The organism is Pseudomonas sp. PDM20, assembly GCF_014852575.3.
In the GTDB taxonomy this organism is placed as follows: Bacteria; Pseudomonadota; Gammaproteobacteria; order Pseudomonadales; family Pseudomonadaceae; genus Pseudomonas.
The window spans coordinates 3,649,884-3,664,106 of record NZ_CM181224.1; the positions used below are offsets into that span (position 1 = coordinate 3,649,884).

At 68.1% G+C, this 14,223-nt stretch carries 2 protein-coding genes; both read right to left on the bottom strand.

The genetic code is table 11. From position 1 onward, the window contains the following. Positions 1–11,634: an Ig-like domain-containing protein gene (locus IB261_RS16705; protein ID WP_192382616.1), complete on the bottom strand. Its 11,634-nt coding sequence runs from the start codon at positions 11,632–11,634 to the stop codon at positions 1–3. Between the two features lie 814 nt (positions 11,635–12,448). Continuing rightward, on the bottom strand, positions 12,449–14,083 hold the full coding sequence (mqo, locus tag IB261_RS16710) for a malate dehydrogenase (quinone) (RefSeq protein WP_192382617.1): 1,635 nt from the start codon (positions 14,081–14,083) through the stop codon (positions 12,449–12,451). Positions 14,084–14,223: the final 140 nt, after the last annotated feature.

The window sequence follows — 14,223 nt, forward strand, 5'->3', positions numbered from 1 at the left end:
TCAGGACACGACGACGTGGACGGTGTTCTCCTCCACCAGCAGCGTGGTGTTGCCGAATGAGTAGACGTCGTAACTGACGCCGCTGTGGACCTGATTGGCGCCGGTATCCACCGCGCCCCTCACGGTGAGGGTGTCGTTGGTGTCACCGGTGATCTGCAGGACATTGTTGGCATCGGTCACCGCATCGACCTGCGCCGCGGTGAGGGTCAGACTGCTGGGCGCGGCGTCGCCCTTGCCCAGGCTGATCCGCTCGATGTTGGTCATGGTCCCGGTGAACAGCGAGCCGTAGGTGAGGTTGATGCCGCTGTCGAGCATCACCGTGTCGAAGCCGGCGCCGCCGTCGACGCTCTTGAAGGTGGTCGACTGCAACTGGATGGTGTCGTTGCCATCGCCCGCCTGCACGATGTCGCCCGTGCCGACATGGAGGAACAGGTCCGCTCCCGCGTTACCGTAGAAGTGCTCGGTGCCACTGGTGCCCATCAGTACGTCCGCGCCGGCGGTGCCGCTGACGCTGATCTCGCCCAGCGCCAGGCCAAGGCCGGAGCCGGTCAGGGAAATGCCGTAGGTCGCGCTGGCGTGGCCGGCGGCGTCGTAGGCAATCAGGTTGATGCTCAGCTGGCTGCCCAGGTTGAGCAGCTGGGTGACGGACAGGCCGAGTTGCGCCAGCAGGTCCGGCGCCAGCAGGTTGATGGTGAAATGGCCGGTGCTGTCGACGATGGGGTGCAGCGCGACGTTCAGCAGCGGCGTGATGACCTCCACGCCCAGGCTACCGCCGGCGATGGCCGTGCCGCTGAGGCCCAGCACCGGCGGCAGCAGCCCGACGGCGAGGCCGAGGTTGCCGATGGTGACGGTGTTCTGGGTCAGCACGTTCTCCAGGTTGATGCCCACCAGGTTGCCGACGTTGCCTGCCGCATCACGGGCGCCGACGGTGACATTGGCGTCCAGCAGCTGGTCCCAGCTCATGGCGGTAGCCAGGCCGCTCAGCAGGTCCAGCGAAGCGAGCCCGGCGTTGCTTGCCGAGACTTCCGTATGCGACACCAGCCCGAGCAGCTTGGCATCCACCAGCAGGGTGCTGCTGGGCTCGGCGCCGATGGTCAGCAGGTTGCCCACCAGTGACAGCACCGGGTTGGCCGGCGCGATGGTGTCGAGGGTGAAGTTCGCCGGGGTCGCTGTAAGCCCGCCGTTGACGTCGGCAGTGACGGTCGCCGCGCCCTGCGGGATCGCCGCCACGCCGGCCGCCGGGAGCATGCTCACCAGCACAACGCCAGCGGTGATTTCCGCCGCCGTGAGCACATGGGCCTGGCTGAAGGTATAGCCGCCGGGGCCGTTGTAGCGCAGGGTCAGGGTCTGCCCGGCGCGGGCGCCGGCCGTCAGGCCCACACGCACCTGGATACCGTCGGCCAGCTCGGCCTTGTTGATGTAACCGTCGGCGGCTTCGGCGATGGTCAGTACCGGTCGCGTGAGGTCTGGCGCCTGCACCTGGATGGTGGCCCCGGCATTGCCGGCAGCATCCACCGCGTTGACCGTCAGCAGCTGCCCCGCCGTCAGCGCCGGGCTGAGGTTGACGGTGAAGTTGCCGCTGCCGTTGGCCTGCACCGTAATCGGGTTGGCCGCATCGCCATTGATGACCACCTTCACCGTACTGTTGGCCTCGGCGATACCGGTGAGCACCGTGCCATTGGCGGAAACGCTCAGGCCGCTGGGTGCGACCGGCGCCACGCTATCGACGCCAATGGTGGTCGCCACGCTGGTGTTGCCGGCGGCGTCCTTGGCCGTGACGCTGACCTGCGTGTTGTTCGCCAGCGGGCTGCCGGGGGTGAAGCTCCAGTTGCCGGTGGCATCGGCGGTGACCTGCGCGATGACAGCGCCGCCGACCTTGAGAATCACCGTCGAACCGATCTCTGCCGTGCCACTGAGGACCGTGCCATTGCTCGGCGCGACAACCGGCGCGGTCGGCGCCACGGCGTCCACCGTGACGCTGGCGGCGACGCTGGTATTGCCCACGGCATCCTTGGCCACCACGCTGACCTGCACACCGTTAGCCAGCGCCACGCCGGGGGCGAAGCTCCACTGGCCCTGGGCATTGGCGGTGACCTGGCCGATGACGTTGCCGCCCACGCTGAGTACCAGCGTGGAACCGGCCTCGGCAGTACCGGCCAGCAGCGCGCCGTTGCTCGGGCTGACCACCGGCAGCGCGGGTGGCAGCGCATCCACCGTGGTGGTGGCGGCAATCAGGCTGACGTTGCCGGCGGCGTCCTTGGCCACCGCGCTGACTACCACGCCATTGCCCACCGGGGTGGTCGGGTTGAAGGTCCAGATACCACTGGCATTGGCCGTGACCTGACCGAGCAGAGCGCCATTGGCGCCGCTGATGATCACCGTCGAATTGGCTTCGGCGGTGCCGGTGAAAGTGACGCCGTTGCTGGCGGCGATGGTCGGCGTATTGGGCGCGACACTGTCCACGGTAACGCTCGCCGCGACGCTGGTATTACCCGTCGCATCCCTGGCCACCACGCTGACCTGCACGCCGTTGGCCAGGGGTATACCGGGGCTGTAGGTCCAGTGCCCGGAGCCGTCGGCAACGACCTGGGCGATGGGCGCGCCAGCCACGCTGAGCACCACCGTGGCGCCCGCCTCCGCCGTGCCGGCGAGCACACTGCCATTGCTCGGCGAGACCACCGGCACGTTCGGCGCCACCGCATCGACAACTACGGTGGCGACGCCGCTGAGGTTGTTGCTGGCATCGCGGGCCACAGCGTTGATCACGGTACCGTCGACCAGCGGCGTGCCCGGGGTGAAGCTCCAGTTGCCGTTGACATCGGCACTGACCTGGCCAATGGGCAAGCCGCCGGTAGTGGTGAGGAGGATGGTGGCGTTGGCTTCGGCCGTGCCGCTGATGACCGTGCCGTTGCTCGGGGTGATGACCGGGACCGCCGGCAGGCTCGCGTCGATGACGACGCTGGTCGTCAGGCTGACGTTGCCGACCGCGTCGCGAGCGCTGATCACCACTTCCAGGCCGTCGGCCAGCGGCGCGTCCGGCACATAGTGCCAGTTGCCGTTGGCATCGGCCTGGGCCGAGCCGATCAGGTTGCCCAGGCCATCGCGCAGGAGGACCGTCGCGTTGGCTTCGGCAGTACCCGCCAGCACGGCGCCATCGCTGGGCGTTACGGTGGGCGCCAGCGGCGCCAGGGCATCGATGGTGACACTGACGCTCGCGCTCAGGTTGCCAGTGGCATCTACCGTCACGGCGTCCACGACCGTACCGTTGGCCAGCGCCGAGGGCACCGGGAATGACCAGGTGCCGTCACCTTGCACCGCCACCCGCGCCAGCTCCACGCCATCCATGCTGAGCACCACGGTCACGCCCAGTTCGGCAGTGCCGCTGAGCAGCGTGCCATTGCTGGGGTCGATCACCGGCGGCTCGGGCGCCTGGCTATCGACCACCGTGGAAGCGGACCCGCTGGTGTTGCCGGCGGCGTCCTGGGCCACGGCGGTGACTGCAGTGCCGTTGGCCAGCGCCGGGCTGGGGGTGAATGCCCAGTCGCCGCTGCCGTTGGCCTGGGTGGTGCCGATGAGGTTGCCGTTGCCGTCGGTGAGGACAACGGTGGCATTGGCCTCGGCGGTACCGACCAGTTCGGTGCCGTTGCTGGGTTCGATGGTCGGCGGCGGCGGTGCGACGTTGTCGACCGTGGTGCTGACCGAGCCGCTGGTGTTGCCGACCGCATCGCGGGTGGCGGCCTGGATGACCACGCCATTGCCCAGCGGCGTGGCCGGGTCGAAGGACCAGTTGCCGGCGCCGTCGGCGACGGTGGTGCCGATGGGATTGCCGCCGCCATCGGTGAGCACCACGGTGACGCCGGCCGTGGCGGTACCGGTGATGTGCACGCCATCGCTCGGATCGATGGTCGGGCTGGCCGGCGCCACGGCGTCCACCGTGGTGCTGGCAGAACCACTGGTGTTGCCCGCGGCGTCCTGCGCCACGACGTTGACCACGGTGCCATCGGGCAGAGGGACACCCGGCGCGAAGGACCACTCCCCGGAGCCATTGGCCGTGACCTGGGCGATGGGGTTGCCGTTGCCATCGGTGAGGATGACCGTGGCGTCTGCCTCGGCAGTGCCCGTGAGCAGCGCGCCGTTGCTGGCATTGATGGTTGGGATGGGCGGCGCCAGGTTGTCCACCGTGGTGGTGGCCGCGACGCTGGTGTTGCCGGTGGCATCCCTGGCCACGGCATTGACCACAGTGCCATCGGCCAGCGCTGTGCCAGGGGTGAAGGTCCAGTTGCCGCTGCCATTGGCGGTGGTCTGGCCGATCACGTTGCCGTTGCCGTCGGTGAGCAGCACGGTGGCATTGTTCTCCGCCGTACCGTGCAGTTCGGTGCCATTGCTCGCCGCGATGGTCGGTGCGACGGGTGCGACCGAGTCCACCGTGGTGCTGACACTGTTGCTGGTGTTGCCGGCGGCGTCCTTCGCCACCGCATTGACCACCGAGCCATCGGCCAGAGCCGGGCTTACGGCCAGGCTCCAGGCGCCATTGGCGTCGGCGCGCACCTGACCGATGGCGTTGCCGCCGCCGTCGGTCAGCAGCACCAGCGCATTGGCTTCGGCGGTGCCAGTGAGCAGCGTGCCGTTGCTGAGGTTGATGGTCGGGTCGGCCGGCGCGGTGGTGTCCACCGTGGTGCTGACCGAGGAACTCTGGTTGCCGGCCGCATCCACCGAAACGGCGTTGACCGTGGTGCCGTTGGGCAGAGCCGGCGATGGCGTGTAGGTCCACTTGCCGTTGCCATCGACGCCGACCTGGGCAATCGGATTGCCGTTGCCATCGGTGAGCACGATGCTCGCCCCGGCCTCGCCGGTGCCGCTGAGCACGTTGCCGTTGCTGGGCAGGATGCTCGGCGTGGTCGGCGCGGTGGTGTCGACCACCGTGTTGACCACGCTACTGGTGTTGCCGGCGGCATCCTGGGCCACGGCATTCACCGTGGTGCCACCCACCAGCGGCGGGTTGGGGGTGAAACTCCACTGCCCGGTGGTGGCATCGGCGACGACCTGGCCGAGGGGACTGCCGTTGCCGTCGGTGAGGAGCAACGTGGCGCCCGGCTCGGCGCTGCCGGTCACCACGTTGCCATTACTGGCGTTGATGGTCGGGGCGATGGGCGCCACCGCATCCACCGTGGTGCTGGCGGACGCGCTGGCGTTGCCGGCGGCATCCTGCGCGACGACATTGACCACCGTGCCGTTGGCCAGCGGCGCAACGGGGGAGAAGCTCCAGTGCCCGGTGCCATCGGCGGTGGTCTGCCCCACGGGGTTGCCGTTGCCATCGGCGAGGATCACCGTGCTGCCGGCCTCGGCGGTGCCGCTGAACTCGGTGCCGTTGCTCGGGACAATGGTCGGCGTATCGGGCGCCAGGGCATCGATGGTGATGGCACTGACGCCACTGGTGCGGCCCTCGACCACGGCCACGGCCACCACTTCGGTGCCATTGGCCAGGGGCAAGCCGGGTTCATAGCTCCATTGGCCGCTGATGGGGTCCGCAGTGACGCGGGTGATCTCGTTGCCGTTGCCATCGCTCAGCACGACCTCCGCGCCGGGCACGGCGGTGCCGGAGATCACACTGCCATTGCTGGCATTGATGATCGGCGCGTCAGGCAGGGTGTTGTCGACCACCACGCTCTGCAACGGTCCCTGGTTGCCCGCCGCGTCACGCGCTACGGCGTTTACCGTGGTGCCGTCGGGCAACGGGCTGGCCGGCGTGAGGCTCCAGTGGCCGTTGGCGTCGGCGATGGCCGTTCCCAGCGGGTTGCCGCTGCCGTCGCTGAGCAGCACGGTGCTGCCAGCCTCCGCGGTCCCCGACAGCAAGGCGCCGTTGGTGGCGTTGATGACGGGCTGCCCCGGCGGCACCGCGTCGATGGTGACTGCGGTCGGCTGGCTGATGTTGCCCGCTGCATCGCGCGCGGCAACCTGCAGTACTTCCCCGTCGCCGACGGCGCTCGTTGGAGTGATGCTCCACTGCCCCGTCACCGGGTCGGCGGTCGCGCTGCCCAGCTCGACGCCGCCACGGCTGATGGTCACGGTACTGCCGGGCTCTGCGGTGCCCGTGAGCACGCTGCCGTTGCTCGCCGCAACCACAGGCGCCGCCGGCGGCGTGGCATCGATGATGATGCTCGCCACCGAGCTGGCGTTACCGGCGGCGTCCTGGGCGATCACGTCGATCTTCGTTCCGTCGGCCAGCGGCGGGTTCGGGGTGAAGGTCCAGTTGCCGTCCGGGTCGGTGGTGGCCTGGCCGATCAGTACGTTGTTGGCGTACACGAGGGTGATGGTGCTGGCGATCTCGGAGGTCCCGGTGATCAGCGTACCGTTGCTCGGTTCGATGCTCGGCGCCAGCGGTGCGGAAGCATCGACCACTACGCTGTCGCTGCCACTGGTGTTGCCGGCGGCGTCCTGGGCTACCGCGCTGACCGTCACGCCATTGCCCACCGGGGTGGTCGCGGTAAAGCTCCAGCGGCCTTCGGCATCCACCAGGGCGCGGCCGATTTCTCCATCCGGCCCGCTGAGGATGACCGTGGTGCCCGCCTCGGCCGTACCGGTGAAGGTGCTGCCGTTGCTCGGGAGGATGTCCGGCGCGCCGGGGGCGAGCCCGTCCACGCTGCCGTTGACGATCGGCGTGGTGTTGCCGGCGGCATCGGTGCCCTGCACCGAGATGGCCGTACTATCGGCGATCGGGCTGCCGGGCGTGTAGCTCCAGCGCCCGTCCGGGCCGACCTGGACGCGGGCCACTTCACTGCCGGCGACGCTGACGATGACCGTACTGCCGATCTCGCCGGTGCCACCCAGTGCCAGGCCATTGCTCGGGTCGAGTGTTGGAGTGCTGGGGGCGCTGGAATCCACCGTCACCTGCACCGGGCCGCTCTCGTTGCCGGCTGCGTCACGGGCGACGATGGTCACCACGGTGCCGTCGGCCAGGGGTTGGTCCGGGGTGAAGGTCCAGTTGCCACCCGCGCCCACCGTGACCTGCCCCAGCGCATTGCCGGCGCCATCGGTGAACACCAGGGTGCTGCCCTCTTCCCCCGTACCGCTGAGCACGGTGCCGTTGCTCGGCCCGGCGGCAGGAGTCGTCGGTGCGCTGGTGTCAATGGTCAGCGTGGTGCCATTGCTGGGATTGCCGGCCGCATCGGTGGCGACCACGGTCACGCTGCTGCCATCGGGCAGCGGCGACGCCGGGGTGATGCTCCAGTTGCCCTGGTCGTCGGCGGTGGTCTGCCCCACCGGATTGTTGTTGCCATCGGTCACCGTGACGGTGCTGCCCGGCTCGGCAGTACCGCTGACCTGCGTACCGTTGCCGGGGTTGACCAGCGGGTCGGCCGGCGGCGTGCTGTCGACGGTCACCGTGGTGGTTTCGCTGCGGTTACCGGAGGAATCCACGGCGACGACGCTCAGGGTCGCGCCATCGGGCAGCGGCGTGCTCGGGGTATAGCTCCAGGTGCCGCCGGGGCCGACCGGCACCTCGGCGATCACCTGGCCGTTGGCGGAGATCACCACCACCTGCGCGTTGGGTTCGGCGGTGCCGCTCAGTTCGGCGCCGGTGCTGGGGGTGACCACCGGCGCAGCCGGCGGCTGTGCATCCACGGTCACGCCCACGGTGCCGCTTTCGTTGCCCGCCGCGTCGCGGGCCATCACCGTCACCTGGGTGCCGTTGGGTAGCGCCGGCTGTGGAGCGAAGCTCCAGACACCGCCGCCATCGGCGATGGCCTCGCCGATGACGTTGCCGCCGGCGTCGCGGATGATCACCGTGGCGTTCGCCTCGGCGGTGCCGGTGAACAGCTGACCGTTGCTCGGATCGACCAGCGGCGTAGGCGGTGCCACGGAATCCACCGTGGTGTTCGCTGGCTGGCTGACATTGCCGGCCGCATCGGTCGCCGTGACGTTGACCAGCGTACCGTCGGGCAGGGCCGTACCGGGTGTGAAGGTCCACTGGCCGTTGTCGTCTGCCGTGACCACGGCGATGGGGTTGCCGCTGCCGTCGGTGAGCGTGACCGTGGAGCCTGGCTCCGCCGTGCCCGTCAGGGTTACGCCCATGCTGCCGTTGATGGTGGGCGCAGCCGGCGCCACGGAGTCCACCGTGCCGACGATGGGCACGCTTTCATGGCCGCTGACCGGGTCGACGGCGACCACCTGGTAATCGGAGCCGTTGGCCAGCGGCGAAGCCGGCGTGACGCTCCAGTTGCCGTCGCCATCGGCGGTGGTGCGGCCGATCTCGTTGCCGTTGGCATCGCGCACTATCACCTGCTGGCCGGCCTCGGCGGTGCCGCTGATGACACTGCCGTTGCTCGCATCCGGTGTCGGCGGCGTGGTCAGGTTGCTGTCCACCGTCGTGGTGGTTTCCGCCCCGACATTACCCGCCGCATCGCGCACCGCCAGACGCAGCACGAAGCCAGTGGGCAATGCCTGGCTGAAGCGGAACAACCAGAAGCCATTGAGGCCCACCGCCGCCTCTCCCAGGGGCTGGCCGGAAGCATCCATGATCACCACGGTGCTGCCCGGCTCGGCGGTCCCGCTGATCTGCGTGCCGTTGCTCGGCCCGGCCGAGGGCGCAGTGGGCGCCAGGTTGTCGACGGTGATCTGACCGACCTGGCTGACGTTGCCCGCCGCATCCGTCGCGGTGGCGCGCACCTGGGTACCGTTGCCCAGGGGCGTGCCCGGCGTGAACGACCAGTCCCCGGTGATCGGGTCGGCCACCACCTGGGCGATGGGGTTGCCGTTGCCATCGGTCAGCGTCACCGTACTGCCCGGCTCGGCCAAGCCATGCAGCACGTCGCCGTTGCTCGCGTCGATCTGCGGGGCATCGGGCGCCTGGCGGTCCACGATCACAGGCGTCGGCTGACCGACGTTACCGGCAGCGTCGCGGGCAACCACGGAAATCTGCGTGCCGCTGGGCAAGGCCGACGGCGGCGTGAAGCTCCACTGCCCGGTGCTGGCGTCGGCCGTGACCTGGCCGATGGGATTGCCATTGGCATCGAGGATGATCACGGTGGCGCCTTGCTCGGCGCTGCCACTGAAGCTCAGACCATTGCTGGCGTTGACCTGCGGCGGTGGCGGCGCGACGGCGTCCACCACGACACTGGTGGGCGGGCTGGGGTTACCGGCGGCGTCGACGGACCGGACCACCACCACCGCTCCGTCGGGCAGCGAGGCTCCGGGAGTGAAGGACCATGCGCCGCTTAGACCGTCGGCGCGCACCTGGCCAATGGGGTTGCCCTGGTTGTCGACGAGGGTCACCAGGCTACCGGGCTCGGCGATACCACTGAGAACGGTGCCGTTGCTGACGTCCACCTGGGGCGCATCGGGCGCCACCCCGTCGACGACCAGGTTGACCACCTGGCTCTGCTGACCGCTCTGCGGATCCACCGCGACAACCTGCAACTGGGTGCCATCGGGGAACTGCACGCCGGGGATGTAGCTCCAGTGACCGTCGCCATCGGCTGTCACGGTCGCGATCGGGTTGCCGTTGGCGTCGCGAATCTCCACGCGGTCCCCGGCATCCGCCAGGCCGCTGATGTTCGAACCGTTGCTCGGGTCGACCGTGGGCGTCGAGGGAATGCTGGAATCCACCGTGACGCTGGCCGCCGCTCCGGTGTTGCCGGCAGCGTCCGTAGCCGTCACCGATACCACCGCGCCATTGGCCAGCGGCGGGTTGAAGATGAACTGCCAGTGGCCGCTGCCGTCGGCCTGGACCTGGCCGATCACCTGGCCGTCGGCATTGCTCAGCAACACCGTGCTGTTGGCTTCCGCGATACCACTGAACAGCCCGCCATTGCTAGGGTTGACCGTGGGCGCCACTGGCGGCTGGGTATCCAGGGTGGTCTGCGCCGGGCCGCTGAGGTTGCCGGCAGCGTCCTTGGCGACGACGGTGACCTGGGTGCCGTTGGGCAAGGGCGAACCGGGATGGTAGCTCCAGTGCCCGGTCCCATCGGCAACGACGGTCGCCAGCGGGGTTCCGTTACCGGTGGTGAGCACGACCGTTGCACCGGCCTCCGCCGTTCCCTCCAGCCCTCCGGCATTGCCCGAGGTGATGACGGGCGTGCCGGGCGCGATGCCGTCCACCGTGACGCTGGTGGAACCGCTCTCCCCCTGCGGCCCGCGTGCCACGGCATTGACCACGGTGCCGTCGGCCAGCGGAGTGAGGGGGGTGAAGCTCCAGTGGCCATCGCCACCGACCAGTGCCACGCCGATCAGGGTGCCCTGGGCGTTGGTCAGGTAGACCTGGGTGCCGACCGTCGCGGTGCCCTGGATGAGGTGGCCGTTGCTCGGGTCGATCACCGGTGCGGGCACGCTCCCGCCCGGCGCGTGGATGGTGGCAATCGGGCTGGCGTTGCCGGCTGCGTCGCGGACGATGATCGAAACGATCTGCCCGGCTGGCAGCGGCGAATCGAGGTTGAGACTGAAGCGGCCGTCGGGCCCGACCTGCGCGGTCAGGTCAGGGATGCCGTCATTGTTCAGGTCGATGGACAGCGAGCTGCCTGGCTCGGCGATCCCGGCAAGGCCCCTGCCGTCGGCGCTGATCGTCAGGTCATGGGCCGGTTCCGGCGGCGTCGTGTCGGGCCCGTTCACCACGGTCGGCGGGCTGGTATTCCCGGCCGGGTCGGTCACCGTCACCGATACACCCTGGCCGTTGGTCACCGGAGTCGGGAGGGTGATCTCGAAATGCCCGTCGGAGCCGGCGACCCCGGTGGCGTCGGGGATGCCGTCGCCATTGGTGTCGACCTTCACGGTGGAGCCCGGCTCGGCGCTGCCGCTGACCTTGCTGCCATCCTCCGACACCGCCACACCCGTCGCGGCACCCGGCGCCGTGGTATCCGGCGCCGTGACGGTTGTGCCGGAACTGGCGCTGCCGCCATTGGGCCCGCGCACGACCACTGTGACATTCTCACCGTTGCTCAGTGGTGGGCTGACGGGCACCTGGAAGTTGCCGTTGCCATCCACTGGCGCGGTGTAGTCGGGCTGGCCATCGCCGTCGACGTCCACCTCGACGGTCGTACCCGGCGTGGCACGGCCGGTGATCACGCCACCGTCAGGGCTGACCGTGACATCGGTCGCCGGCGCGGGAGGCGCGGGTGGGTTGCTGCCGCCTCCGCCTCCACCACCGCCACCACCGCCACCGCCACCGCCGCTGCTGGCGATGGCGGCACCGCCGGCAATCACCGCGGCGCCGGCGAGGATGGTCCCGGCAGTTCCCAAGCCGGCAATACCACCGGCGGCGCCCGCACTGTCTGCCGCTGCGCCGGCCTCGGTGAGTGACTCGAATCCGGCATCGATGGGCTCGGCGGCATAGGTAGGCATCAGCGTGCCGTCAGCGGCGACCTGATCCAGTTCGGTCACCACCAGGTCACCCTTCTCGTCCACCAGGTAGAGCTGGCTGGGCGGCTGGCCTGCGGCGAAGAAGTTGGCGATGCGGAGGGTCTCGCCATCCTTGAGCTGCACCACGAGGTCGGCGCCGACCTGCTGGTAACTGGCGACCGCGTCGGCAGTGACGTCCAGGGCCACGTTGCTGGCCTGCTGAAGAACGATGCGCCCTTCGACCGTCTGCTGCGTGGCGGTGGCCACCTGCACCTGAGACGCCACGACCTTCGCCTGGATCGCCATGCTGACTTCCTCTGCCCGGAATAATGTTTTTGTTTATGGCCAGAAAGAGATAGCAGCTTCTGTGCAGCGCGCCGGAAGCGCTCCGAAAGGCTCTTGGACGAAGGGTTTAATTGAAAGGTAGTAACCTATGCACCGGGCAGTAAGTTCAGATTTTATTGATCAATGGAAGATAGGATCGCCATCAACTACCGCTGCGCTTTTTGACAATTATTTGACATTTGCCGCAGGCGCCGTGCGCTCTGCTCTTTCGCACGAACCGGGTGAATCGATAACTTGAACCGCATATCGAGACAGGCATCCGACAATATTCAGTCGCTTGTTCGACTATCGCCAATGGCTGACATCCTTGTAATCCCTGGATTACATAAAGCCGTTCGTCGGATAGCCTGATCCGACTCGATCCTGTCCGCCCGGACAGGCCATAACCGGCACACAAAAAGTCCCGGAGCCCCGAAACAGAGCGAAGCGGCAGAACAGATCCGCTGACATGCAAAAATGTATGTAAAAGGCCTATCCCCAGCGGGAAACGACAGCCGGTTCCGCCTGTTGAATAGCGCTGGATCAACTTCAGGCGAGACCTGTAGAACCGCGCTTGATTGAAGGCTCGGATAGTCCCTGATATTCCAGAGTTGGAATCAGCGTCCGCAATAAAAGCGGTCAACGGCGGAATAACGAATGGCATCCGCCAGGAGTTATCGCGCGACGGCTGCCCAACTAAAGCCGGGGCAGTTAGACCGCCGGGGATATATAGCAGAGTGTCCGAAGACCGAACGGGAAGTCCGGGCCTCGGAACTCGCTTACTCAACGCGGCAACTTACAGCGCCATATCGCTGGAGGTCTTTTCCGGCGCCGGGGCGGCATCGGTCGGCTGGGGGGCCGGGGCCTGGTCGATGGCCGGCGGTGGGTCCAGTTGCAGGACCTTGGCGGTGTAGCTCCACTCCTCGAACGTCTTCTCCGGGCTGTCGTTGAGTCTGGTGCCGTAGCTCGGGACGATCTGGTGGACCTTGGCCTGCCATTCAGGGGTGGCGAGTTTGTCCTTGAACACCTTCTCCAGCACGCTGAGCATGATCGGCGCGGCGGTGGAAGCACCGGGCGATGCACCCAGCAGGCCGGCGATGCTGCCGTCGGCGGCAGAAACGATCTCGGTGCCGAGCTTCAGCACGCCGCCCTTGTCCGCGTCACGCTTGATGATCTGCACGCGCTGGCCGGCCTGCCAGAGGCGCCAGTCCTCGGCCTTGGCTTCCGGGAAGTACTCGCGCAGCGCCGCGAGACGGTCGTCGTCGGAGAGCATCAGCTGGCCGGCGAGGTATTCCACCAGCGGGTACTCGTCGATGCCCACGCGGGTCATCGGCCAGACGTTGTGGACGTTGGTGCTGCCCAGCAGGTCGAGGTACGAGCCTTCCTTGAGGAACTTGGTGGAGAAGGTGGCGAACGGCCCGAAGAGGATCACGCGCTTGCCGTCGAGCACGCGGGTGTCCAGGTGCGGCACCGACATCGGCGGTGCGCCGACCGACGCCTTGCCATAGGCCTTGGCCAGGTGCTGCTGGGCGATGGTCGGGTTCTCGGTGACCAGGAACGAGCCGCCCACCGGGAAGCCGGCGTAGTCCTTGGCTTCCTCGATGCCGGACTTCTGCAGCAGGCGCAGGGCGCCGCCACCAGCGCCGATGAAGACGAACTTCGCGTCGGTCTGGGTAACGCTGCCGTCCTTGAGGTTCTTGTAGCCGACGCGCCAGGTGCCGTCGTCGTTGCGGGTGATGTCCTCGACTTCGCTGGAGAGCTTCAGGCTGAAGTTCGGCCTGGTCTGCAGGTAGCCGGCGAACTGGCGGGTGATCTCGCCGAAGTTCACGTCGGTGCCGATCGGCGTCCAGGTGGCGGCGATCTTCTGCGACGGGTCGCGGCCCTGCATCATCAGCGGCACCCACTTGGCGATCTGCGCCGGGTCCTCGGAGTACTGCATGCCGCGGAACAGCGGGCTGGCTTGCAGCGCCTCGTAGCGCTTCTTGAGGAAGGCGATGTTGTCGTCGCCCCAGACGAAGCTCATGTGGGGGGTGGTGTTGATGAACGAGCGCGGGTTCTTCAGCACGCCGTTCTGCACCTGCCAGGCCCAGAACTGACGGGAGATCTGGAAGGATTCGTTGATCTCCACCGCCTTGGCGATGGTGACGTTGCCGTCCTTGTCCTCGGGGGTGTAGTTCAGCTCGGCCAGGGCGGAGTGGCCGGTGCCGGCGTTGTTCCAGCCGTTGGAGCTTTCCTGGGCGACGCCGTCCAGGCGCTCGACCATCTCCATGCTCCAGCCCGGTTCCAGCTCGTTGAGCCAGACGCCCAGGGTGGTGCTCATGATGCCGCCGCCGATCAGCAGCACATCGACTTTCTTGGTGTCCGCGAACGCGGGCGCGCAATTCACTGCCAGAGCGAGGCCCAGCAGCGCCCCGCTAACTTTCTTGATCATCGAAAGGTTTCTCGTCGTTAGGGCTTGGCCGTCCCCACCGGCGTCATACAGCGTGAAGGCCAGGCCCCGCGCACGGAGCGCAAACGATGGGCAAGGCGACAGATGACGAGGATGAGTCGGGACTCAGTTCCCTCCTCCGC

What these genes read in the sequence shown, in the direction of transcription:
- IB261_RS16705 (WP_192382616.1), bottom strand. Translation starts at nt 11,634, where the DNA reads ATGGCGATCCAGGCGAAGGTCGTGGCGTCTCAGGTGCAGGTGGCCACC.
- mqo (WP_192382617.1), bottom strand. Translation starts at nt 14,083, where the DNA reads ATGATCAAGAAAGTTAGCGGGGCGCTGCTGGGCCTCGCTCTGGCAGTG.